Origin of the sequence: Mesorhizobium sp. IMUNJ 23033 (assembly GCF_044778005.1) — a bacterium.
GTDB lineage: Bacteria > Pseudomonadota > Alphaproteobacteria > Rhizobiales > Rhizobiaceae > Mesorhizobium > Mesorhizobium amorphae_A.
Genome location: NZ_JBJACT010000021.1, coordinates 49514 through 71320, shown reverse-complemented (window position 1 = coordinate 71320; position 21807 = coordinate 49514). Strand labels below are relative to the sequence as shown.

Annotated in this window: 23 protein-coding genes and 1 pseudogene; 11 read left to right on the top strand and 13 right to left on the bottom strand. The window is 64.5% G+C overall.

Going from position 1 to position 21807, the window contains the following annotated elements; all coding sequences use genetic code 11:
• Window positions 1-66: 66 nt before the first annotated feature.
• Both ACFX5Q_RS21725 and ACFX5Q_RS21720 read right to left on the bottom strand, forming a co-directional pair.
• Window positions 67-2286: a diguanylate cyclase gene (locus ACFX5Q_RS21725; protein WP_404281314.1), complete on the bottom strand. Its 2220-nt coding sequence runs from the start codon at window positions 2284-2286 to the stop codon at window positions 67-69.
• A gap of 288 nt (window positions 2287-2574) precedes the next feature.
• On the bottom strand, window positions 2575-2763 hold the full coding sequence (locus ACFX5Q_RS21720; RefSeq protein ID WP_192181579.1) for a hypothetical protein: 189 nt from the start codon (window positions 2761-2763) through the stop codon (window positions 2575-2577).
• 178 nt (window positions 2764-2941) lie between these two features.
• On the opposite strand from ACFX5Q_RS21720, the gene ACFX5Q_RS21715 reads away from it, so the two are divergent.
• Window positions 2942-5227, top strand: a complete 2286-nt coding sequence (locus tag ACFX5Q_RS21715) for a cation:proton antiporter (protein ID WP_404281313.1) — start codon at window positions 2942-2944, stop codon at window positions 5225-5227.
• Between the two features lie 36 nt (window positions 5228-5263).
• Here ACFX5Q_RS21715 and ACFX5Q_RS21710 read toward each other — a convergent pair whose 3' ends face one another.
• The gene (locus tag ACFX5Q_RS21710) at window positions 5264-5899 is read right to left on the bottom strand and encodes an ankyrin repeat domain-containing protein (protein WP_404281312.1); all 636 of its coding nucleotides are present in this window, start codon (window positions 5897-5899) and stop codon (window positions 5264-5266) included.
• Window positions 5900-6029: 130 nt separating this feature from the next.
• Entirely contained in the window at window positions 6030-7241 is a 1212-nt protein-coding gene (locus ACFX5Q_RS21705; protein WP_404281311.1) for an MFS transporter, read from the bottom strand.
• Window positions 7242-7455: 214 nt separating this feature from the next.
• On the opposite strand from ACFX5Q_RS21705, the gene ACFX5Q_RS21700 reads away from it, so the two are divergent.
• Window positions 7456-7875 carry a VOC family protein gene (locus tag ACFX5Q_RS21700; RefSeq protein WP_404281310.1) on the top strand — a complete coding sequence of 140 codons (420 nt, stop codon included), beginning with the start codon at window positions 7456-7458 and terminating at the stop codon, window positions 7873-7875.
• A 67-nt stretch (window positions 7876-7942) separates the two neighbouring features.
• On the opposite strand, the gene ACFX5Q_RS21695 is transcribed toward ACFX5Q_RS21700, so the two are convergent.
• From ACFX5Q_RS21695 to ACFX5Q_RS21670, 6 genes are all read right to left on the bottom strand, one after another.
• The gene (locus tag ACFX5Q_RS21695) at window positions 7943-8836 is read right to left on the bottom strand and encodes a carbohydrate ABC transporter permease (RefSeq protein WP_192181583.1); all 894 of its coding nucleotides are present in this window, start codon (window positions 8834-8836) and stop codon (window positions 7943-7945) included.
• A gap of 1 nt (window position 8837) precedes the next feature.
• On the bottom strand, window positions 8838-9689 hold the full coding sequence (locus ACFX5Q_RS21690) for a carbohydrate ABC transporter permease (protein WP_404281381.1): 852 nt from the start codon (window positions 9687-9689) through the stop codon (window positions 8838-8840).
• A gap of 185 nt (window positions 9690-9874) precedes the next feature.
• Window positions 9875-11200 carry an ABC transporter substrate-binding protein gene (locus tag ACFX5Q_RS21685; protein WP_404281309.1) on the bottom strand — a complete coding sequence of 442 codons (1326 nt, stop codon included), beginning with the start codon at window positions 11198-11200 and terminating at the stop codon, window positions 9875-9877.
• A gap of 39 nt (window positions 11201-11239) precedes the next feature.
• Window positions 11240-12322: an ABC transporter ATP-binding protein gene (locus tag ACFX5Q_RS21680; protein WP_404281308.1), complete on the bottom strand. Its 1083-nt coding sequence runs from the start codon at window positions 12320-12322 to the stop codon at window positions 11240-11242.
• 185 nt (window positions 12323-12507) lie between these two features.
• Entirely contained in the window at window positions 12508-13155 is a 648-nt protein-coding gene (locus tag ACFX5Q_RS21675; RefSeq protein WP_404281307.1) for a DUF922 domain-containing Zn-dependent protease, read from the bottom strand.
• Between the two features lie 103 nt (window positions 13156-13258).
• Window positions 13259-13465, bottom strand: coding sequence for a hypothetical protein (locus ACFX5Q_RS21670; protein ID WP_404281306.1), 207 nt, complete (start codon window positions 13463-13465; stop codon window positions 13259-13261).
• Between ACFX5Q_RS21670 and ACFX5Q_RS21665 the strand changes: the two genes are divergently transcribed.
• From ACFX5Q_RS21665 to ACFX5Q_RS21645, 5 genes and pseudogenes are all read left to right on the top strand, one after another.
• Complete coding sequence (locus tag ACFX5Q_RS21665; protein ID WP_404281305.1) at window positions 13449-13667, top strand: hypothetical protein; 219 nt, start codon at window positions 13449-13451, stop codon at window positions 13665-13667. The two genes, ACFX5Q_RS21670 and ACFX5Q_RS21665, sit on opposite strands and share 17 nt — an antisense overlap.
• 54 nt (window positions 13668-13721) lie before the next feature.
• Window positions 13722-15161 carry a LuxR C-terminal-related transcriptional regulator gene (locus tag ACFX5Q_RS21660; RefSeq protein ID WP_404281304.1) on the top strand — a complete coding sequence of 480 codons (1440 nt, stop codon included), beginning with the start codon at window positions 13722-13724 and terminating at the stop codon, window positions 15159-15161.
• A gap of 97 nt (window positions 15162-15258) precedes the next feature.
• Entirely contained in the window at window positions 15259-16359 is a 1101-nt protein-coding gene (locus ACFX5Q_RS21655) for a flavin-containing monooxygenase (protein ID WP_404281303.1), read from the top strand.
• A pseudogene (locus ACFX5Q_RS21650) lies at window positions 16356-16616 on the top strand (ATP-binding cassette domain-containing protein); the annotation flags it as partial. The gene ACFX5Q_RS21655 and the pseudogene ACFX5Q_RS21650, both read left to right, overlap by 4 nt.
• Before the next feature lie 83 nt (window positions 16617-16699).
• Window positions 16700-16831 (top strand): hypothetical protein, encoded by a 132-nt coding sequence (locus tag ACFX5Q_RS21645; protein WP_404281302.1) that lies wholly within the window; start codon window positions 16700-16702, stop codon window positions 16829-16831.
• A gap of 22 nt (window positions 16832-16853) precedes the next feature.
• Here the strand turns inward: ACFX5Q_RS21645 and gcvA are convergent, their stop codons facing one another.
• Window positions 16854-17768 carry a transcriptional regulator GcvA gene (gene gcvA / locus ACFX5Q_RS21640; RefSeq protein WP_404281301.1) on the bottom strand — a complete coding sequence of 305 codons (915 nt, stop codon included), beginning with the start codon at window positions 17766-17768 and terminating at the stop codon, window positions 16854-16856.
• A 120-nt stretch (window positions 17769-17888) separates the two neighbouring features.
• Here gcvA and ACFX5Q_RS21635 point away from each other — a divergent pair, with 120 nt between their 5' ends.
• Together ACFX5Q_RS21635 and ACFX5Q_RS21630 are read left to right on the top strand one after the other, a co-directional pair.
• A complete protein-coding gene (locus ACFX5Q_RS21635; protein WP_404281300.1) occupies window positions 17889-18593 on the top strand; it encodes an SDR family oxidoreductase in 705 nt (234 codons plus the stop codon).
• 10 nt (window positions 18594-18603) lie between these two features.
• Window positions 18604-18732, top strand: coding sequence for a hypothetical protein (locus tag ACFX5Q_RS21630; protein WP_404281299.1), 129 nt, complete (start codon window positions 18604-18606; stop codon window positions 18730-18732).
• Window positions 18733-18768: 36 nt separating this feature from the next.
• On the opposite strand, the gene ACFX5Q_RS21625 is transcribed toward ACFX5Q_RS21630, so the two are convergent.
• Window positions 18769-19305 (bottom strand): Hsp20/alpha crystallin family protein, encoded by a 537-nt coding sequence (locus ACFX5Q_RS21625; protein ID WP_404281298.1) that lies wholly within the window; start codon window positions 19303-19305, stop codon window positions 18769-18771.
• Window positions 19306-19609: 304 nt separating this feature from the next.
• On the opposite strand from ACFX5Q_RS21625, the gene ACFX5Q_RS21620 reads away from it, so the two are divergent.
• A complete protein-coding gene (locus ACFX5Q_RS21620; protein ID WP_404281297.1) occupies window positions 19610-19849 on the top strand; it encodes a hypothetical protein in 240 nt (79 codons plus the stop codon).
• Here ACFX5Q_RS21620 and ACFX5Q_RS21615 read toward each other — a convergent pair.
• A complete protein-coding gene (locus ACFX5Q_RS21615) occupies window positions 19743-20441 on the bottom strand; it encodes a GNAT family N-acetyltransferase (RefSeq protein ID WP_404281296.1) in 699 nt (232 codons plus the stop codon). The two genes, ACFX5Q_RS21620 and ACFX5Q_RS21615, sit on opposite strands and share 107 nt — an antisense overlap.
• A gap of 333 nt (window positions 20442-20774) precedes the next feature.
• On the opposite strand from ACFX5Q_RS21615, the gene ACFX5Q_RS21610 reads away from it, so the two are divergent.
• Window positions 20775-21776, top strand: a complete 1002-nt coding sequence (locus ACFX5Q_RS21610) for a sugar phosphate isomerase/epimerase family protein (RefSeq protein ID WP_404281295.1) — start codon at window positions 20775-20777, stop codon at window positions 21774-21776.
• Window positions 21777-21807: the final 31 nt, after the last annotated feature.

Here is a 21807-nt window from a genome sequence, read left to right as displayed (position 1 = left end):
GTTGCTACGCTGGAGGGGAGCAGCGTAGCGCGAGCTCGGGCGCGACGGCGCATGTGCTAGAGCGTATTAGCCCTTGACGTCCGCACTCGCTTTCGCGGCCGCTACCAGCTGGATCGAGGGCCGCTCGCCGGGAGCACCGCTCTTCGCGACGACAACCCGGTCGCGTCCTTCGCCCTTGGCATCGTAGAGCGCGTGATCGGCGGCATTGGTGATTTCGGCCCAGCCCGCGCCATGCTCGGGGTAGGCGGCGACGCCGAACGAGACCGTCACGGTGCCCAGTGTGCGACCGCGATGCGTTAGATGCAGCTGCCTGATAGCCTGGCGCAGCGCTTCCGCCCGTTCGGCGCCTTCCTCGATCGAGCATCCCGGCATGACGATGGCGAATTCCTCGCCGCCATAGCGCGACACGACATCGCTGTCCCTGGCGTGCTCGATCAATGTGGCGGCGACCTGTTTGAGCACGAGGTCGCCGGCTTCGTGGCCGAACGTGTCGTTGAACTGCTTGAAATGATCGACGTCGAGCATGAGGATCGTCAGCGGCTGCGCCGAGCGCTCCATCCGGCGCAGTTCGCGGCTGCTGGTTTCCTCGAGATAGCGCCGGTTGAACAGGCCGGTGTTCGGATCGCGGATCGATTGCTGCCTGAGCGTCTCGCGCAGGCGTAGATTGGCCAGCGCCAATGCCAGCGTGTCGACGACGCCGCGCAGGATCTGCTGCCGTTCAGCCAGCCATTGCGGCTTGTCGGCCGCGTTCGGCTCGCACAAATGCAGGATGCCCAGCGTCTCGCCTTGCGCCGCCAGCGGCATGCAGACATAGCCCTTCTTGCCGTTCTCGGTGATATGGGCGCAGCGCGGCGTCAGCATGCCAGGGCCGGCGACATGCTCCTGGCCGCGCCGCAGCGCCCAGCAATCCTCGGGCGCAAATTGCGTGACGCTCGACCGGACGTCGCCCCAATGCGCCATCTCCTCGACCAGGTTGCGCGAGGCGCTGGTCAAATGCACGGTTCCGCTCAAGCCGCCGAGGAACTCTGTCATGGCCGTGCCGACCACCGAGAAGGCTTCCGGGAAGGTCACGCAGGCCTGCAGCAGTTCGCCAAGCTTCACCAGGCGGGTCGTGGTTTCCGACTTCTCGTGCAGCTCGCGGTTGAGGATTGCCAATTGATCGGCACGCTCGTTGACGACCCCTTCGGCGCGGCGCAGCTCGCTGATGTCGTTGAGCGTGAGGACCAGACCGCCGTCGGATCGGCTGAGCGGACTGCAACTGGCGATGACCGGCAGATGCGAGCCGTCGGATCTCGTCAGGCGCACTTCGCCCTGGTGCTGGCGGCCGGTGGCCAAAGCCATTTCGACGGGAGAAGCGCCGGCCGCGAACGCACCGCCTCTCGGGTCGCGCACCGTCAGCACCGCATCCCATTGCTGCCCGACGATCTTGTCGGCGCGCCGCCCGATCATCGCTGCCGCCGCCGGATTGGCGCTGGCGATACGGCCGTCGCCGTCCAGCACCGCGATGCCTTCGGCCGCCGTCTCGACGATATCCTCGATATGCGCCCGCGCCGATGCAAGCTGGTCCGCCATCGTGTTGAACCCATCGGCCAGCTGGCCGAATTCATCCTTGCGGGCATGGCTGATGCGCGTCATGGCATTGCCTTTCGCCAGCGCTTCCATGCCGCGCATCATATCGTTGAGGCCGGCACCGAAACGGCTGAGCAGCAGCCATGCAAACCCCACCGCGACCAGCACGGCCGCCGCCGCGCTGAGGCCAACCAGCCAGAGCAGGTTGTTGGTGCGCTGTTCGGCGGCGCGCAGCAGGGGATCGTATTCAAGCAGTACGGCGCCGGCGATCGTACCCTCGGCATGCTGTATCGGAACGGCCAGTATGTCGATGCCTTCATTGGGATCGGAAAACTTGCGCGGGACGCCGTCCGCAAGGGTCTGGCCAACTTCGTTGCCGGGGTCGTGATCGAACCGGGAGCCGATATGGTGTTCTTCGTCAGCGGCATGGGAGATGACGGTCTTGTTACGGTCGACGACGACGAAATCTCGCAGGGAGCGATGGTGCTGCAACTCCAGGAATTCGCGCAGCGCATCAGGCCGCTCGAACAGCGAAGGCGTCCCGTCGGATGATTTGAAGACAATCGTGTCGGCTAGTTCCTGCGCGACATTGGTTGCTTCGGTCAGTCCCAGATATTTGGTCGCCGCGATCTGCGTGAAGATGGCGACGCCGCCAACCAGCCCGATCAAGGCCGCCGCGCTAACCATGCTGAGGATGATCTGGCTTCTAATGCGCATGGCACGAATCCGCCGGGAATGCCGGCATCCTATGCGCTGGATCGAGCCTGTATTTCATTGTCGGTCTTTTATTACCAAATGCTTATTAACGTACTAACGGCGATCAGCCCCGAAGCCTGTCCCGTAGCGTTTTCATGAGCGCAAAGACGGGTGATTGCCGACCCGCCGTCCGATAACAAAGGCCGCTCCCGTGCGAAGCGGCCTCGCTGTTCTGCCATGTCGCTTGCGGCCGTGTGGGACGGCCTTTTGGGAGTGCCCGACCGTGTCGTCAGCCCGGGCTTCGTGGGACTACCGCAGCCTTGCCGACCGAGGAAAATCCACCACTTCCGCCGCCGGCCGTGTATACTGGGCAGCAACGATCGCCTCGATCAGCAAGTCGAGCGCCGAAAGGGCCTCGCTGCTCGTTTCGTCGTCGCCGCGCAGATAGTGGCAGGCCCGCTCCAGATGCAGGCGAGCGGCGGCAAAGTCGCTTTTCATTAGCTTCTCCTTATTGCCCGCCGTCTAACGAACATGCGCGACTCGCTTTACCCGAAAGCAAACATCCACAGCCGCATTTGAATCGAATTGTCCGGACGCCGCTTGGTGCGCCGGAGGGTGAACGACCCGTGCAACCGATGTCGCCTGCAACCGTTGTTTCCGACAGAATGAGGGGTGCATGATTCCCTTCCTGCACAAATGGCGCTGGCCAGTCGGCATCGCGGCAGCGGCCCTGTTCCTGGTCCCGGCCGTGGCTTGGCCGGCGGAAAAGACCGGCATGTCGAGCGAAGGCATCTTCGTTCTCGAGATCATCCTTCTGCTGGTCGTCGGGCGCGGTCTTGGCGAACTGCTCGAACGCATCGGCCAGCCGGCCGTCATGGGCCAGCTCATCGCCGGTATTCTGCTCGGGCCTTCGCTGCTCGGCTGGCTTTGGCCCGAGGCAGAGCGTCTGGTTTTCTCCGGCGACGCTTCGCAAAAGAGCATGATCAACGCCATCGCCCAGCTCGGTGTGCTCCTGCTGCTACTGCTCACCGGCATGGAGACCGACCTCCGGTTGGTGCGCAAGGTCGGCCGCGCCTGCTTTTCCATCTCCGCCGCCGGCGTCGCGATCCCCTTCGTGCTCGGCTTCGCGGCCGCGCAGGCCATGCCGGCCTCGCTGCTCGCCGCGGGCAGCGAGCGCGTCGTCGCCGGCCTCTTCCTCGGCACCGCGCTGTCGATTTCTTCGGTCAAGATCGTCGCCATGGTGGTGCGCGAGATGAACTTCATGCGCCGCGACCTCGGCCAGATCATCGTCTCCTCGGCGATCATCGAGGACACGATCGGCTGGGTCATCATCGCCATCACCATCGGCATCGCGACCAAGGGGAGCATCGAGATCGGCAATCTCGTCTTCACGCTGGCCGGTGTCGCCGCCTTCATGCTGTTTTCCTTCACGCTCGGCCGCCGCATCGTCTTCGACGCCATCCGCTGGACCAACGACAGCTTCAGCAGCGAATTCGCCGTCGTCACCGTCATCCTTGTCATCATGGGCGCGATGGCTTTGATCACCGATCTGATCGGCGTCCACACCGTGCTCGGCGCCTTCGTCGCCGGCATATTGGTCGGCGAGTCGCCGATCCTGTCGCGCCACATCGAGGGCCAGCTGCGCGGCGTCATCACGGCGCTGTTCATGCCGGTCTTCTTCGGTGTCGCCGGCCTGTCGGCGGACCTCACCGTGCTGGTCGACCCACAACTGGCGCTGCTCACCGTCGCACTTGTCGCGATTGCCAGCCTCGGCAAGTTCGGCGGCGCCTTCATCGGCGCGGAGTTGGCCGGCATGTCGTTTCGCGAGGCGGTCGCGGTGGGCTGCGGCATGAATGCGCGCGGCTCGACCGAGGTCATCGTCGCCTCGATCGGCCTGTCGGTCGGCGTGCTCTCGCACAACCTCTTCACCATGATCGTCACCATGGCCGTCATCACCACGCTGGCGATGCCGCCCACGCTGCGCTGGGCGCTTGGCCGGCTGTCGATCGGCGAGGCCGAGAAGAAAAGGCTGGAGCGCGAGGAGATCGACCAGCGCGGCTTCGTCGCCAATCTGGAGCGGCTGCTGGTGGTGGCCGACGAGGGCGCCGTCGGCCGCTTCGCCGCCTACATGGCCGGCGTGATCGGCGCCGGCAAGCCGATGACGGTGCTGCATGCCGACGGTGAAACCGACGTCGAGCCGGGAGCGGAATCGAAGCTGGAGGAGATCGAGAAGGGCGCCGAGGACAACCGCGAGGCGGCGAAGGTGGCCGACGAGCAGCCCGCCGCCAGGGCTCCCGTCACCCGCCGGCATGGCACGCCCGTATCGGCACAGACGGTGGCGAAGGAGGCGCGCAAGGGCTACGGCATGCTGATTGTCGGGCTCGGTCGCGCGCTTACCGCCAAGGGTGGCTTCAGCCGCCGCGTCGACGAGATCGCCGGTGCCTTCGACGGCCCGCTCTGCCTGGTTCTGAAGCCCGCCGCCGCCGGCCGGCAGATGCCGAGGCTCGGCCCCGAGGCCGGCCGGATCCTGGTGCCGGTCAACGGCACGTCGGTCGCCCGCCGCGGCGCCGAGCTGGCGCTTGCCATTGCCAGCGTCACCGGCGCGCCGGTCAAGATGCTCCATGTTGCGCGGGTCGGCCGCGACGAGCCGCGCGACACCGTCTCGCATCGCCGCAGGGAGGCGGTGCTGAAGGACATTGTCGCGCTTGCCGACCGCTACGGCGTCGAAGTCGAGACCGCCATCCGCAGCAGGGCCGCCGCCGCCGATGCCATTGCCCGCCAGGCTGGCAGGGGGGTGGCGTTGATCGTCATGGGCGTGGCGCGGCGCCCGGGCGAGGAACTGATGTTCGGCGAGACGACGAGCGATGTGCTGCAGCGCTGCCGCTGCCCAGTGGTGCTGCTTTCCGACGAGCGGCTGCCTCGCGACGACACCCGCGTGGCCTCGCGCTCCGGCACCGGTTGACAGGGCAGGGCGGCGAGAGGTGTGGCCCTGCCGCGCTCACTTGCCTTCGAAGAAACTGCTGATCGCGGCTTCCAGCTTCTCGATGAATTGGGGGTTGTGGCAGCTTCCCGCCCAGATCATCGCGTTCAGGCGCATATCCCGGTTGAGGAAGTTCACCTTCCTGGTCTCCAGCAGATATTCGGCGATGTCGAAATGCCGTCCCTTGATGGCCTCGATCAGCGCATTGTTGCGCCCGGTCTTGTCCATCAAATTGACGTCGGCGCCATGCTCGACGAGCAGCTTCACGACATCCAGATGCCCGTTCTTGGCGGCTTCGATCAGCGCGGTGCGGCCGTAATAGTCAGCACGGGCATTGATGTCGATTGCGCGATGTTTCACGAGAGCCGAGATGGAAGCGTAATGGCCCTTGGCCGCCGCCAGGCTCAACGGCGTGCTCTTCCATTTGTTTCTGGAGTTCACGTCGATTTCGGGGTGCTCGATCAACGCTTCGACCGTCGCCGTGTGGGCATTGAGGGCCGAAAGATGCAGCGCCGACCAGCCGCCTTCGTCCGCCTGATTGATATCCGCACCGGCCGCCAGCTCCGATTGCACGGCCTCCGCATCGCCTTTCTCTGCGGCGACGAGCAGGCTTGACCACCCCCTGGCGTCTTCGGCTTCCAAGCTTTTGGTCAATGCGGTGGCTCCCGATGCGCCGGGCCAGAATACCACAGATCGTGCCGGTTTCGATGGCATCCGGCAACGGGATCGGCGACAAATCCTGGAGCAATGGCCGCTCCCGCGAGCGGCCATTGCTTTGGCACGCCTAGGCCGGCTGCAGTTCTGCCCTGCGCGGCAAAGGAGGGAAGGCGATGGCAATTCCCGCCGCACCCAGCCCGACAAGGGCCGAGCCGATGAACAGCCAAGAGTAGCTGGCATAGGCATCGAATACCATGCCGCCGGCGAGCGGTCCGAAGGCCATGCCGAGGCTGGAGAGCATTGTGGCGGCGCCGAGCACCGTGCCGATGATGCGCCCTCCGAAATATTCGCGCGCCAGCACCGCGTAGAGGGGCATCACGCCGCCATAGGTGGCGCCGAAGATGACGGCCAGCACATAGAACTGGTCGAGCTGCCGGACGGCGAGATAGCCGGCGATCACCACGGCCTGGATCGCCAGTCCGGCGACCAGCACCGGCTTGACGCCGAGACGGTCGGCAAGCACGCCATAGAGCAGCCTGCCGCCGAGCCCAGCAAGACCCTCGACGCTGTAGATGGTGACCGCCGCCATCGGGGCGACGCCGCAGAGCATCGCATAGCTCACCATGTGGAAGATCGGGCCGGAGTGTGCCGCACAGCAGGCAAAGAAGGTGAGGCCGAGCACGATGAACTGCGGCGATCGCAGCGCCTGGCCAACCGACATGCCGGGATCGTCGGCGGCGGGACCGGCAGCGGCGCCGTCTGCGGCAGTAACGGGGACAGGCGGCTGGCGCACCAGGAAGGCGACCGGCAACAAGAGCACCCAGGCCATCACGCCGATGTCGAACATGGCGGTGCGCCAGTCATAGGCCGTGATCAGCCAGCGCGCGAAGGGCGAGATCGTCATCGGCGCCACACCCATGCCGGCCGAGACCAGCGACACCGCAAGGCTGCGGTTGGTGTCAAACCAGGTCGTGGTCAGCGCGATCATCGGCGCGAAGAAGGCGCTGGCCGCGAGCCCGACCAGCACGCCATAGGTGATCTGGAACGCCAGCAGCGAGCCGGAGCGGCTGGCCAGCACCATCGCCAGCCCCAGCAGCAGCGTGCCGGCGAAGACGACGGGGCGGGCACCGACACGATCGTAGATGGCACCCCAGGCAAAGCCGCCGAGGCCCATCACCAAAAAATTCAGCGTCATCGCGCTCGATATGCCGGCGCGCGACCACTGCGTGTCGAGCGCCATCGGCTCCAGGAAGATCGCCAACGAAAACATCACGCCGATGGCGACACAGCTCATCAGCGCGCCGGCCGCGACGATGACCCAACGATAGGAAGGCTTCATGATTTGCTCCCGAAATCAGTTCGATGCGGCGCGACGCTTTTCGTGCCTTGTCGAGCCGCTTGCGTCCGGAGGACGCTGTGACGGGAGCCGATCCTACAATCCGGTTGCATTTTTTATCCAGTTTGTGCCGCAGCGAAGCGCGGCAGGTCCTGCGAATTGACCGGACGCGATCCTAACCTAGATTGAAGCCATCGCGATCAGAAGGAGTGAGACAATGGAGCTTCATCGGGGCCGTCTTATCGACCACATCCAGCTCGTCGTGCGCGATCTGAAGGCGAGCCGGCGCTTCTACGGCGCGGTGTTCGAGGTGCTGGGCATCCCGGTCGGCGGCGAGGCCGAGGATTACTTCTGGGCAGACGAGCTGTTCGTCTCCAGCGCTGACAGCCGCGCCGCTCAGGGCGTACTGACCGGCCGTCACCATCTCGCCTTCCAGGCCAGGGACCGCGCCATGGTCGATGCCTGGTACAAGGCCGGACTTGCGGCCGGCGGCCGCGACAATGGCGCGCCGGGCGAGCGTCCCTACCACCCCGGCTACTACGCCGCCTTCCTGCTCGACCCGGACGGTAACAACATCGAGGCGGTGTTCCATGGTGAGGCGAAGCGCAGCGCCGCTTCGGTGGAGATCAATTTCTAGGCCGTGCCATCGGTGATCTTGGCACAGGCGGCCATTGTCGCCGCGTTCGCGCGGCATGCTCGCAGGATTACTCCTTCACTGCGCCGGTCATTGAGGAAACGTAGTGTTCGACGAAGAAGGAGTAGAGCACCACGACCGGCAGCGAGCCGATCAGCGCTCCCGCCATCAGCGCCCCCCATTCGTAGACGTCGGAGCGGACCAGTTCGGTGAGCACGCCGACCGGCACGGTCTTGTTTTCCGACGACTGGATGAACGTCAGGGCATAGATGAACTCGTTCCAGGACAGGGTGAACGCGAATATGCCGGCGGAAATCAGGCCGGGCACCGAGAGCGGCAGCACGATCTTGGTGAGGATCTGCCACCGGCTCGCTCCGTCGATCAGCGCGCATTCTTCCAGCTCGAACGGGATGGAGCGGAAGTAGCCCATCAACAGCCACGTGCAGAACGGAACGAGGAAGGTCGGGTAGGTGAGGATGAGCGCAAACGGCGTGTCGTAGAGCCCAAGGTTGAACACCATCACCGACAGCGGAATGAACAGGATCGACGGCGGCACCAGATAGGCGAGGAACACCGCCAGGCCGACCTGCCGCGCCCCGGAGAACCGCAGCCTTTCGATCGCGTAGGCGGCGAACACCGATGCCAGCAGCGAAAGGAAGGTGGCGGCCGTCGAGATGATGATCGTGTTGAGCAGCCAGCCTGGATAGGACGTCTCGAAGAGCAGGTAGCGGATGTGCTCCAATGTCGGATGCACCACCCAGAACGGGTTGAAATTCTGATAGTCGGTCATCTCCAGATTGGGCTTAACCGCGGTGATCGTCATCCAGTAGAACGGGAACAGGAGCACGATGACGAACACCAGCAACGGCAGATAGACCGTCACGACGCGGCGCGGCAGGCTCTGCAGGTAGCCCATGCCGCCTTCGTCGATTTCCGGGCGCTTGGTTCTCTTTGTCGCGGCCATGTCAGTCTCCGCCGCCTTGCTGCCATTTGCGCCGTTGCAGGCCGAAATAGCTGAATAGGATCGCGGCCAGCAGGAACGGGATCATGGCGACCGCGATTGCCGCGCCTTCGCCAAGCTGGCCGCCGGAAATGCCGCGCTGGAAGGACAGCGTCGCCATCAGGTGGGTGGCATTCACCGGGCCACCGCGGGTCAGCACATAGATCAGCTGGAAATCGGTGAAGGTGAACAGCACCGAAAACGTCATGGTGATGGCGATGATCGGCGTCAGCAGCGGCAGCGTCACATAGCGGAACAATTGCCAGCGGCTGGCGCCGTCGAGCGTGGCCGCCTCGTAGAGGGACTGGGGTATGGTCTGCAGGCCGGCGAGCAGCGTGATGGCGACGAAAGGAATGCCGCGCCAGACATTGGCGGCGATGACCGAGGCGCGCGCGTTTGTCGGATCGCCAAGGAAATTGATGCGGTGGTCGATTAGGCCCATCTGCTGCAGCGCCCAGGACAGGATGGAGAACTGCGAATCGTAGATCCACCAGAAGGCGATGGCCGACAGCACGGTCGGCACCACCCATGGCAGCAGGACGATCGCGCGGAAGAATGATTTGAACGGCAGGTTCTGGTTTAGGATGAGCGCCAGCCAGAGGCCGAGCACGAATTTCAGCAGCGAGGCGCTGATCGTGTAGAGCAGCGTGTTGAAGACGGAGAGCCAGAAGACGGCGTCGCTCCACAGATACTCGTAGTTCTCGACGCCGATGAAGATGCCGGGGCGGCCGATGCGGGCGTCGGTGAAGCCGAGCCAGACGCCGAGCCCGAGCGGATAGGTCAGGAAAACCAAAAGCAGCGCCGCTGCCGGCAGCATGAAGCCGAAGCCAAGCGCGTTATGGCTTTCGGACAGGCGCGAAAGGATCGACGGACGCGGCTGGACGGCGACGGACGACACGGCCATGGGAACAGCTCCTCAGGAGGTGGTCGGCCCGGGCGGCCGCCAAGCGATTTCAGGCACCGGACCGGGCAGCGATCGTGCTGCCCGACTCGGTTGTGCGCTCAAACGCGGTAGTAGCGGTTGGCGCGCTTTTCCGCCTCCTCCATCGCCTCCTGCGGCGTCGCCTGGCCGGTCACGGCCTTGGCGAACATGTCCACCAGCACATAGTCGGCCATGGTCGCCGCCGAGGCGTAGCCGAGCGGTCCGGCATAGCCGTTGGGGCGCAGCGTCGCCGAGGCCTTGGCGTAGGCGGCATTGTTCGGGTCGGCCGTCCACACCGGATTGTTGTCGAAAGCCTTGAGCGTCTGGCAGCAATAGCCCGCCGACGAGGTGATCCAGTCCGTCATCTGCGGATCCTCGAACATGAACTGCAGGTAGGCCTTGGCTGCATTGGGGTAGGGCGTGTAGTCGAAGATGACGGCGGTGGTCACCTGGAACAGCTCGACCGCTTTTCCAACCGGGCCGATCGGCAGGTTGGTGGTGCGGATGTCCTTGGCGATTTCAGCCAGTTTCGGATCATTGTCCTTGTTGATTTTGGCGGTGTTGTAGGCGGAAATGCCATTGGCGATGACGCCGAGTTCGCCGGCCAGGAAGGCACGGTTGTTGTTGACGTCGAGCCAGCTTTCGGTGCCGGGAATGAAGGTCTTGTAGAGCGCCTGCGCATACTCGATCGCCTTCAGCGTCTCGGGACTGTTGATGGTCACCTTACCGCTCTCGTCGACCATCTGGCCGCCATGGCTCCACAGCAGCCAATGCGCGTAGTTGTTGCCGTCGCCGACGCCATGGCCGTGCGTGAAGCCGGCCGGATGGCCCTTCGCCTGCAGCGCCTTGCAAAGCTCGAGGAAGCTCGCCGTGTCCTTCGGAAACTCCGAAAACCCAGCTTCCTTGACCCAGCTTTCCCGGTAGACGATGGCGTTGCCGATGGTGGCCAGCGGCAGGCCGAGGAATTTGCCTTCCCGCGTCGCATACTGCTTCGGTCCGTCGTACCAGCCGCCGTATTTTGTGCCCAGGTGTTCACCCAGTTCCGTCACGTCGTGCAGTTTGTCGGGATATTGGTGCGGGTCGTCGAACCAGACGAACATCAGGTCCGGGCCGGAGCCGACATTGGCAGCCACCGCCGCCTTGGGGCGAATATCCTCCCAGCTTTCCTTGTCGACGCGAACCTCGACGCCCGTCGCCTCGGTGAACCGCTTGGTGTTTTTCAGCCATTGGTCCTCGTCGCCCTGGACGAAGGGCGACCAGCGCAGCAGCCTGAGCTTGGCGCCGTCCTCGGGCTTGTACTTCAACCCCTCCTGGGCGAAGGCGGGCGAACCGACGAACCGGCTTCCCAAGGCTCCCGCCGCCACACCGGCGGTCGTGCGGATCACATCGCGTCTTGTGAATTTCATGGTCGTTTCCTCCTCTGATGTTTCCTCGCTGTATAAGTCCTACTGCCCGGCGCGGGTTTCCAGTCGCTGCCCGGTTTCGCCGTGAAACAGGTGGATGAGGCCAGGCTCGGCGGTCAACCGCACGGTCTCGCCCGGCGTGAAGGAATGGCGCTCGCGGAAATTCGCGACGATGTCCTCGCCGCCGGGCGTGCGGCCGATGAGTTGCACCTCCGACCCGGTCGGCTCGACGACCACGACGGTGACTGGAATGCCCTGGTCGGACAGCCTGAGGTGCTCGGGCCTTATCCCCAGCACCACCGGTTCGCCCTTGCCGGTGGAAGGCAGCCTTGCCAACGGCACCGAAATCCCGCCGGCGCCTCGAAAGGACGGCGTGCCGTCGATTGCGATTTCGCCCTTGAGCATGTTCATGGCGGGCGAGCCGATGAAACTGGCGACGAACAGATTGTTCGGCCGGTCGTAAAGTTCCAGCGGCGGCCCGATCTGCTCGACGATGCCGTCATGCATGACCACGATCTTGTCGGCCATGGTCATGGCCTCGATCTGGTCGTGGGTGACATAGACCGTCGTGGTCTTGAGGCGCTGGTGCAGTTCCTTGATCTCGGCGCGCATCTGGACTCTCAGCTTGGCGTCGAGATTTGAGAGCGGCTCGTCGAACAGGAAAACCGCCGGATCGCGTACGATCGCCCGGCCCATGGCGACACGCTGGCGCTGGCCGCCGGAGAGCTGGCGCGGATAGCGTGCCAGCAACGGCACCAGTCCCAGGATTTCGGCCGCGCGCTTAACGCCGGCGTCGCTCTCCGCTTTCGCGACACCCTTGAGCATCAGCGAGAACGCCATGTTCTCGGCGACCGTCATATGCGGATAAAGCGCGTAGTTCTGGAACACCATCGCAACGTCGCGTTCCTTGGGCGCGACGTTGTTGACGACACGCTCGCCGATCGAGATCTGGCCGCGCGATATCTTCTCCAGGCCGGCAATCATCCTGAGAAGGGTCGATTTTCCGCAACCCGACGGCCCGACCAGCGTGACGAACTCGCCGTCGTCTATATCGACGCTGACGCCATGCAGGATTTCGACGGTACCGAATGATTTATAGACTTCGCCAATCGCGACAGACGCCATTTATTCTCCTCCCAAACGGTTTCCCGACGCCCCTGAGGAAACCGTTCCAGTCCCGCCCCGCGACAGCCTCCAGTCCCCTCTGGTCGCGCGACAGACTCAGCGACGGTAGCGCTACCAAACCAGCCTGTAAACCCGCGCGGCGGCAAGTGCTTAACTTCGTCGCCCCTGTGGTGAATCCGACTGCGCTAGTCCCCATTCACAAATGCCAGCACCAGCCTTTGAAAATTGCCACCCGGGCTGAATTCGACGCGGTCGAAGTCTCTGCTGGCCTGCCGCTGCGCTTGCGATAGTTCGGAAAGTCTGTTCGTCAGTTCGGTCCTGATCTTCTTGCAGTCGGGGTCGCTGGCGACGGTGAAGCCGACGCTCAGCGCCTCGATCTTTTGCACCATGTCGACGATCTGTTTGCCATGTACCTTCTCATGCGCGGCGACACCGGCGGCAAAGACGTCCCAGCGCTTTTGCAGGGCGGGCGGCAGCGGGCCGGCCGGCTTCGGCAGCGTGTAGGTGATGATCAGCTTCGGTCGCGCCGATTTCAGAATACAGGCGCCGCCTTCCGGCCGGTAGTCCCTGGTCCAGGTCAGCTTGAAATTGGTATGCGCGATGACGCGTACCTTGTTGCCGACGACGTCCTTGCCGATCAGCGGGCCCTTTTCGCCGATCGAGGCGTAGAGTTCGGGCGCGGTCTGGCCTGAGATGGCGTAGCTGTCGATTTTCTCGACCGGCTTCCAGTCGGGGGCCTGTGCCGGCGCGGACGGCAGAACGGTCGCAAGCACCTGCGCCGGTATGGACGGCAGAACTGTTGCGAGCAAAAGCAAGAGGATGGCTGGTTTCATGCGCCCCCGCGGACTGGCTATGGAGCCCGAGTCAGCGGGCGATTGCCGGCCATCATGCCGGCATATCGATCTCTCGACAAACCTCTAGACGACCAGCTGGTCTCTAATCGCTCGCCAGCGTGTCCAATCGGGCGCAATGCGGTCGGGCGCCGACAGGGACGATCTCATAGCCGGCGGCGATCAATTGGAGTTTCATCTCGTCGAAATGCCGCTTTGAGCCGCTGACGATCGATTCAGGCGTGTAGTTCCAGCCATTGCGGGCTGCACTGGCTAGGATGTCGGCATAGAGGCGCATGCTGGTGATTTTCACGTTCGATTCCAGCAATTGCCTGCATCCGCTTGCGAATGACGGCGACGCGGAAGAAAAACCCAGGATCGCGCATGCCAGCACTATGGAAACACGTCGCATGGAAACCTCCCTTGATTGCAGCCTGTTGCTGCAAGGGAGTTTGCGCCCTGTGCGCCTGCGGCGGGATCGGCCAGATGCGGTGTTTTGGGTCCTGCATTTGTAGTATTTTGCCGCGGCAGGCGTTGATAATGTGCCTGTCCGCGGGCAGGGGATCGGCATGAGCCACAACGCGACACCGGCCACGTCTTCACCGTCCTCGCCGGCGCTGTCCGAGCGCGAGCGTGCGGTGGCGGAGAAATTCGCGGCCGGCCTGACCTATCGCGAGATCGGCGAGGCGCTGTTCATCGCGCCGTCGACGGTGCGCACCCATCTCGCCGCGATCTATGAAAAGCTCGGCGTCCGCAACAAGGTGGCGCTTGCCGCGCATGTCAACCGCGCCGCGGGCGTGGACGTGCCGTCGCTCTTGCCTGACACCAGGCCGGTGCTGGCCGTGTTCCCGATCGAATGTCTGAATTCGGAGGAGCGCTGGCGCCGCTTTGCCGATGGCCTGTCGTCGGACATCACCATCGACCTGGGGCGCTACGCGGATTTGCCCGTCATCGCCTTCCACACCATGAAATCGCTGGGCAGCAAGCCAGCCGACTTCGCCGCCGACGGCAAGGCGCTGGGCGCTACCTATATTCTGTCCGGCCAGCTGCGCGCCGACGACACCCGTATTAGGCTGACCATCGAACTCGCCGATGCGAGGAACGGCGTCAGCCTGTGGAGCGAACGCTACGACCGTCCGGTCGAGGACATCTTCGCGCTGCAGGACAGCCTGACCGAAACCGTCATCAATGTACTCGCCGGCTGTTTCGGAGCGATCGCCACGATCGGGCGCAACGCGGTTCGCCGCAAGCCGCCGGCCAGCCTGCGTGCCTATGATCTTTATCTTCTGGGCGTCGAGCAGCACAACACCTTCAGCCGCGCCGGCAACGCGGAAGCGATCCGGCTGTTCTCACGCGCTCTGGAGCTCGACCCGACCCTGGTCAGGGCCTGGACCGAACTCGCCTACGCCTATTCGATCGAAGCCGGCAATTGTTTTGGCCGCGATCCCAGGGGATCGATCGAGAAATGGCGCGCGGCGGTCGAAAATGCGATCCGGCTCGACCCGTACGACAGCAGCGCCTGCAACTGCCTTGGCGATCTCATGGGATGCCTCGGCGACTTCGACGCGGCCGAGCGCGCCTACCAACGAGTCTACCAGTACGGCTCCAACCACGCCGACACGCTGGCGCTGCTTTCCGGCAGCAAGGCGCTGGTCGCCGGCGATCCGGCCGAGGCGATCCCGCTGATGGAGCGCGCCATGCGCCTCAATCCGCTCGCTCCGCCCTGGTATTTCGGCATGCAAGGCCGCGTCCTGTTCTGCGCCGGCAGGCACCGGGAAGCCATCGCGGCATTACGCAGAAGCACACTGGATTCTCCCAATGTGCTGATGTTCCTGGCTTTGGCGCACGCGGCGGCGGGTGAGGACGCCGAGGCGGCCGGATTCGTGGCCCGGCTGCGTGCCGAGTTTCCCGACTTCTCCGTCGAGGGCTTCATCTCGGGCTATCCCGTGACCAACCCGGATGCCGTCAAGGCCATCCGCGAAGCCGCGAAGCTGGCGGAGCTGGGCTAGGCCGGTGAAGCTGCCAATCTCCCCCGCAAGCGGGGAGATTGCGCGTTCGACCGCTTTGCGCATAGCCTCAGCCCAGCCTGGCGGGGAGGAGAATCGCTTGGACACCAATGTCGTCATTGTCGGCGCCGGGCCGGCGGGTCTTGCCGTTGGCGCCTGCCTGAGGCGGGCGGGGGTGGACTTCATCATCCTCGAAAAGGCCCATGAGGTGGCGTCGGCCTGGCGTCGCCACTACCGGCGGCTGCATCTGCACACGGTGAAGTCGTTCTCCTCGCTGCCCTTCGTGCCGTTCCCACGCGATCATCCGCGCTATGTGCCGCGCGAAAAGGTGGTCGCCTATCTCGACGCCTATGCCGAACGGTTCGAGCTCCGGCCGCGCTTCGGCGAGACGGTGACGGCGATCCGGCGCGAGAATGGCGGCTTTGTCGTCGAGACCGGATCGGACAGGCTGACATCGCGCCACGTCGTCATCGCCACCGGCAACAATGCCGAGCCGATCGTCCCCGGCCTGCCCGGCATCGAAGCTTTCAAAGGCAAGGTCCTGCACAGCGCCGACTATACCGAGGCAGCACCGTTCATCGGTCATCAGGTGCTGATCGTCGGCATGGGCAACACCGGCGCCGAAATCGCCCTCGACCTTGCCGAGTCCGGCGCCCATCCGACGCTGTCGGTGCGCAAGGGCGTCCATATCGTGCCGCGGCAATTGTTCGGCGTGCCGATCCAGATGGTCGGCATCGCGAGCCGGCCGATGCCGCAGGCGCTGAACGACTGGATGTTCCCGATCGTCCTCGACTTCGCACTCGGCAAGCTCGAGAAATACGGCATCGTCAGGCCGAAGCAAGGCATCCTCAAGCAGGTCGACGCCGGGCGCATCCCGGTCATCGATGTCGGCACGGTGGCGGCGATCAAGTCCGGCAAGATCAGCATAGCGCCCGACATCGCCGGCTTCACCGAGCATGGCGCCTCCTTCACCGATGGGCGGCAGGAGGCGTTCGAGGCCGTCATCCTCGCTACCGGCTACCGGCCGGCATACGACAAATTCCTGCCGGCGGAGCTGCGGCCGGCCAAAAGCGGCGTCAACCCACGCGCCTCCGAACTCGGCCTCTATCTGGTCGGCTTCCACAATCCGGTCACCGGCCTGCTGCGGGAGATAGGCCGCGAGGCGACCGCGGTGGTGGCCGACATCGAACGGCGGGGCTGAGGCGCCGCCGGCGAGGCCGACCGGGTCGATCCGGCCGTCGCGCTCATCAGCTGCTGCCGACATTTATCGACAACGCCGACTGGCCGGGCGTTGACGTTACCGAGCGGCAAAGACGCTGGATCGACCGGCCGATCGCCGAATTCTCGCTGGGCACGCGGGCCAAGATCGCGATTGCCGCCGCACTGCTCGGTGCGCCGCCGCTGCTGATCTTCGATGAATCGCTGAACGGGCTCGATCCGCTCGCCGCCTGGGAGATCAAGCGCATCATCCCCGCCGTGGCCGCAAGCGGTCGCCACGCCGTCATCATCTCCACCCATGTGGTGGAGGCCGTGCCCAGCCTGTGCAACCGCGCCGTGCCGAGGGTTGCATCGCCCGCGACTGGGATGCCCGGCAATTGGCCGAGGCGGACGGCGATGCCTTCGAGGCCGAAGTCATGCTCGCACTGAAAGCCGGCGCATCCGCACCGGCGTGACGCGTGCCGAACCGGCGGCCAATCAGTCCGCAATGGTACGGATCGCTTCGCGGCCAGCCTCATCCAGCAGCCATTGCCGCACGGCCTGCGTCGGCTCGGGATGGCGCTGCTTCCTCGGCATCACGACGTGGAAATCATAGGTGCCGCGCATTTCCGCGCCGACCGGCTGGATCAGCCGGCCGGCCGCGATGTCGGCCGCGACGAGGAAGCGGCTGGCCAGCGCGATGCCCTGGCCGGCGATTGCCGCGTCGATCGCAAGACCGGTCTGGTTGAAGCGCATGCGTTTGGCTTCCGTCGCCATCTTCAGGCCGAGCGCCCGTTCCATGAATTCCGGCCACAGATTGTGCGTATCGTGCATCAGGACATGATGCTGGATGTCGGCCGGCGCGATCCCGCCAACACCGGGCGGCAGCAGGGCAGGGCTGCACACGGCGATGATCTGTTGCGGGAACAAAAGGTCGACGATGAGGCCGGGTCCGAACGGCGGCTGGCCCTGCCGCACGGCGATGTCGACGCCGTCGGCCTGGAAACTGGACAGGCTTTCGCTGGCCAGGATGCGCAGGTCGACCAGCGGATTGTGCGCCACGAATTCCGGCAGTTTCGGGATCAGCCATTTGGTGGCGAAGCTCGGCGTGACGCTGATCGTCAGCCGCGCCGGTTCGGGACGCAGCAGCGCCGTCGCCTCCGAGATCAGCTCGAAGGCGCGGCGGATATTGGGCACATAGGCACGGCCCTCGTCGGTCAGCGCCAGGCCGCGCGGTAGCCGCTCGAACAGCTTTGCGCCAAGGCTGGCCTCCAGCCCGCGAATGTGCTGCGCCACCGCGCCCTGGGTCACGTTGAGTTCATGCGCGGCGAGGCGGAAGTTGAGATGCCGCGCCGAGGCCTCGAAGGCACGAAGCGCGTTGAGCGGCGGCAGGCGGAGGAAGGCTTCGGGCATCGAGGAGTTTTTCTACAGTCTGATTTCAGGCTTTCTGGTTCGAGCCAGAGGCGAAAACCGGATATATCATGGCGGAGACGTCGAAGATATTGCGGCTTGCCGCTCAGGAAGGACAAAAAAGTGAGTGTAGAAAAAGTAGCAGTGGTCGTTGCCGGGGGCAGCGGGATGGGTGCGGCGGCGGCTAAGCGCCTGGCAGCGGACGGCTTCAACGTCGCCATTCTGTCCTCATCGGGCAAGGGCGAGGCGCTGGCCAAGGAACTTGGCGGCCTCGGCGTCACCGGGTCCAACCAGTCGAACGACGATTTGCAGCGCCTTGCCGACCTGACGCTCGAACGCTTCGGCCGCATCGACGTGCTGGTCAACAGCGGCGGCCATGGGCCGCGTGCGCCGATCCTCGAAATATCGGACGAGCAGTGGCACACCGGTATGGACGTCTATCTGATGAACGTCATCCGGCCGGTGCGGATCGTCACGCCGCACATGGTCAAGCAGAAGGCCGGCGCCATCATCAATATCTCGACGGCATGGGTCGTCGAGCCGAGCCCGATGTTCCCGACCTCGGCCGTGTTCCGCGCCGGCCTTGCCGCCTACACCAAGATCTTCGCCAACACCTACGCCGCCGACAATGTGCGCATGAACAACGTGCTGCCGGGCTGGATCGACAGCCTGCCCACCACCGAGGAGCGGCGCGACAGCGTGCCGATGCAGCGCTACGGCACTTCGGAGGAGATCGCCGCGACGATTGCCTTCCTGGCCTCGGAAGGTGCCAGCTATATCACCGGCCAGAACATCCGCGTCGACGGCGGCATCATCCGGGCGGTCTGACGGCCACCGCGTGCAGGACTGCGGCTTCCTGCTGACCGATTATCCGGCGGTGCTCGCCTGGACAGGCCGCGTGCTGAAGGCCATCGGCCCGGGCTACCCCGTGCATCCCTACAGCACAGATCCGCATTCCGGCGCCTGAGCAGCCGGGCGCACGAGGCGCCCGGTTCCGGTATCGTCAGTGCTTGCTCTTGCCGGTTCCGACGTTGCTGCCACTGATCGGAATGCGCCTGGATTTGGCCAGGGCGCGCTGGGTCTTCGGCAGCGTCACGGTGAGCACGCCATTGTGGAAAGCGGCACGGACCTTGTCTTCCTCGACCTCGGTGCCGAGCGGGATGCGCCGCTCGAAGCGGCCGTAGAAGCGCTCGGAGAACTGCTTGTCCTTGTCCTCGGTCTCGGCGCGCTTTTCGCCGCGCAGCGTCAGCATGCCGTCGTTGAGCATCACCTCGACGTCCTTTTCCTCCATGCCGGGGATGTCCGCCGTGACGCGGATTTCCGTCTCGCCATCGGAGATTTCCACGCTCGGCCAGTTGGCCCGAGCACCAAAACCCCCGACGAAGGACGGCAGCCGCGTCTCGAAGCCGCGCATGGCGTCGTCGAACAGGCGGTTCATCTCGCGATGCAGCATCATGAAGGGATCGCGCTCGCCCTCGCGATAGAAGTTCGGAGCCTGACTGCCTTCCCGGCTCCAGGGCATGAGATCACGAATAGCCATTTCATTAGCCTCCTTTTCTCGACTGGTCACATCAGGCGATGCCGGCCCGCATCGCGTGTTCAGCCTGGATCCGCAGACTCTCAAGTCGAACCGTGCCGCCGCTCCGGGTTCCAGGCAGGGCGGTCAAGGAGCCGGCGCTCCCTGCGCCGGTTCCGTTCGGCAAACCGGCAAATGTCGAACTGGAGGTTGCCGGCTCGAAGTCAAGCCCCAGATTCCATCCCGCGACACATTTTACCGATGCCGGTCTTCGGCTGAGCGCCCCCGGCGTCGTATCGTCACCCTTGCATCAGGCACGGAGGACACCATGACACGCAACGACATCATTTCGGTTCTGGGGCCTGTGGACGAGGCCGTCATCGCCGACATCGCGCTGACCGGCGCCAGCCTCGAGGAATTGCGCGAGGCCTTCGCCTGGATCGGCGCTGAGGAGGCGCTGGTCAATGAGGGCCATCCCTTGCCGGATGCCAGGGTGGCGCGGCTGATCGAGATTCTTGAAGTGCCGGAGGACGAAGATGGGCCAAGGGCGCCGGCGGCGCAGGGGTAGGGCAGTAGGGCAGTAGGGCAGTAGGGTTATGCACGGGTCCGCACCACCTTACTTCCCCAACCCCCCAACTCCCCAACTCCCCATTCCCCTTGCCCTTACGCCCCGACAGCACCCTGCGCATGATCAGCGAGGCGTGGCCGCCCACGCCATGCGCAGCTTCCCGCTTCTCGACCACTTCGAAGCCGTGCTTGCGGTAGAAGGCGATGGCCCGGTCGTTGCCTTCGATCACTTCCAGCGCAATGCTCGCAATACCCGCATGGGCGGCAAGCACCGCATGCAGCATGTCGGTCGCCAGCCCCGAGCCGAATTCGCTCCTGTCCACGTGCAGCCGGTCGAGCATGACGTCGCCCTTTTCGTCCTTCGCCGCCATCGCGTAGCCGGCGATCGAGCCGTCGAGCCGTTCCGCCACGAAGGACATCTTGTTGTCGTCCTTGAGTTCCGCCGCCAGCCGCTCCGGCGCGTGCTTGTCGTCCGACAGCCGTGCCGTGGTCTCGGCGCCCATGATCGGCGCATAGGTCCGGCGCCAGGATTCTCCCAGCAGCCTTGATGCCGACGCCACGTCCTGTTCGGTCATCGCCCTGATCCGGTTCATCGCCAACTCCTGTCCTGGGTGACTTCGAAATTCACCGCCTCAAGCGCGACTTCAGCCAGCGATGGCGAAGGTGAGGATCAGATGCTTTGCGTGTGGAACGCAACGGCACACCAGCTGTTCCGCTGCATCGTTCTCCTCTGCTCGACGCCAGCCAGGCGATGCTAGCCAAGGGCAGGAGATCTCGCAAGAACCGTGAGGGCCGCAGCCGCACAGCGCCGAATCTGCCAATCTCCCGACAAAGGGACAGCGCGCGACGCGCGCCGCTCGCTTCTTGAAATAATAACTTTACAAAAATTCGTAATTATGTGAAGTAACGCAACTGAAAGGCCATCCATGACATCGCACCGCTTTGCCACCCGTCTGAATTCCTTTGCCTCGCGGCCCGAGGCAGAATGGCCCGGCCTTGCCGGCAAGCCGTCGCTGATGCAGATGGCGGCGCGCGCAGCCAAGGTCGAAGGACTCACCGACCTCGACCTCAACTTTCCCGACCATGTCGGTGAAAAGCCAACAGAAATTGCCCGGAAACTGGGCGATATCGGGCTTTCCATCAATGGCTTCGCCATGCGCTACTACTCCAATCCGGCTTTCAAGCTCGGCGCCTTCACCAATCCGGACCCGGCGGTGCGCCGCGAAGCCATCGACCTGACAAAGGCCGGTATCGACGCAGCGCGTGAAGCCGGCGCCAGCCTGATGACGCTGTGGCTCGGGCAGGATGGCTTCGATTATGCCTTCCAGGCCGACTATGCGACGCTCTGGCAACACGAAATCGATGGAATTCGTGAAGTTGCGGCGCATGATCCCGGTTGTCAGATCAGTCTGGAATACAAGCCGAACGAGCCGCGCTCTTACTCGCTGATGCCGGACGCTGCGACGACCTTGCTGGCGATCCGCGATGTCGGCCTGCCCAATCTCGGCGTCACGCTCGACTTCGCCCATGTGCTCTATGCCGACGAACAGCCGGCCTTCGCAGCCGCGCTCATTGCCCGCCACAGCAAGTTGCTCGGCGTCCATCTCAACGACGGCTACGCCAAGCGTGACGACGGCCTCATGGTCGGTGCTGTGCACACGTTGCAGACGATCGAATTGCTTCGTCAGATCCATCGGGATGGCTACGCCGGCGCCATCTATTTCGACACATTCCCCGACATGACCGGGCTCGATCCCGTGCGTGAGTGCGAGGTCAACATCGCCACCGTCATGCGCATGCTCGGCGTCGTCGAGCGCCTCGAGAAGGACAACCGCCTGTCCGCTGCCGTCGCAAGCCAGGATGCCGTCACCTCGCAGGCCATCGTCCAGGAAGCCATGCTTGGGCGCGACACGCCCGGAGTCACCTGAAGCGCCCGGCGTCGCCATACGCCGTTTTTCA

Bases quoted from the DNA above. Each gene is read 5' to 3' on its own strand.
- ACFX5Q_RS21725 (WP_404281314.1), bottom strand. From the start codon at position 2,286: ATGCGCATTAGAAGCCAGATCATCCTCAGCATGGTTAGCGCGGCGGCC.
- ACFX5Q_RS21720 (WP_192181579.1), bottom strand. From the start codon at position 2,763: ATGAAAAGCGACTTTGCCGCCGCTCGCCTGCATCTGGAGCGGGCCTGC.
- ACFX5Q_RS21715 (WP_404281313.1), top strand. From the start codon at position 2,942: ATGATTCCCTTCCTGCACAAATGGCGCTGGCCAGTCGGCATCGCGGCA.
- ACFX5Q_RS21705 (WP_404281311.1), bottom strand. From the start codon at position 7,241: ATGAAGCCTTCCTATCGTTGGGTCATCGTCGCGGCCGGCGCGCTGATG.
- ACFX5Q_RS21700 (WP_404281310.1), top strand. From the start codon at position 7,456: ATGGAGCTTCATCGGGGCCGTCTTATCGACCACATCCAGCTCGTCGTG.
- ACFX5Q_RS21695 (WP_192181583.1), bottom strand. From the start codon at position 8,836: ATGGCCGCGACAAAGAGAACCAAGCGCCCGGAAATCGACGAAGGCGGC.
- ACFX5Q_RS21690 (WP_404281381.1), bottom strand. From the start codon at position 9,689: ATGCTGCCGGCAGCGGCGCTGCTTTTGGTTTTCCTGACCTATCCGCTC.
- ACFX5Q_RS21685 (WP_404281309.1), bottom strand. From the start codon at position 11,200: ATGAAATTCACAAGACGCGATGTGATCCGCACGACCGCCGGTGTGGCG.
- ACFX5Q_RS21680 (WP_404281308.1), bottom strand. From the start codon at position 12,322: ATGGCGTCTGTCGCGATTGGCGAAGTCTATAAATCATTCGGTACCGTC.
- ACFX5Q_RS21675 (WP_404281307.1), bottom strand. From the start codon at position 13,155: ATGAAACCAGCCATCCTCTTGCTTTTGCTCGCAACAGTTCTGCCGTCC.
- ACFX5Q_RS21665 (WP_404281305.1), top strand. From the start codon at position 13,449: ATGCTGGTGATTTTCACGTTCGATTCCAGCAATTGCCTGCATCCGCTT.
- ACFX5Q_RS21660 (WP_404281304.1), top strand. From the start codon at position 13,722: ATGAGCCACAACGCGACACCGGCCACGTCTTCACCGTCCTCGCCGGCG.
- gcvA (WP_404281301.1), bottom strand. From the start codon at position 17,768: ATGCCCGAAGCCTTCCTCCGCCTGCCGCCGCTCAACGCGCTTCGTGCC.
- ACFX5Q_RS21625 (WP_404281298.1), bottom strand. From the start codon at position 19,305: ATGGCTATTCGTGATCTCATGCCCTGGAGCCGGGAAGGCAGTCAGGCT.
- ACFX5Q_RS21620 (WP_404281297.1), top strand. From the start codon at position 19,610: ATGACACGCAACGACATCATTTCGGTTCTGGGGCCTGTGGACGAGGCC.
- ACFX5Q_RS21615 (WP_404281296.1), bottom strand. From the start codon at position 20,441: ATGAACCGGATCAGGGCGATGACCGAACAGGACGTGGCGTCGGCATCA.
- ACFX5Q_RS21610 (WP_404281295.1), top strand. From the start codon at position 20,775: ATGACATCGCACCGCTTTGCCACCCGTCTGAATTCCTTTGCCTCGCGG.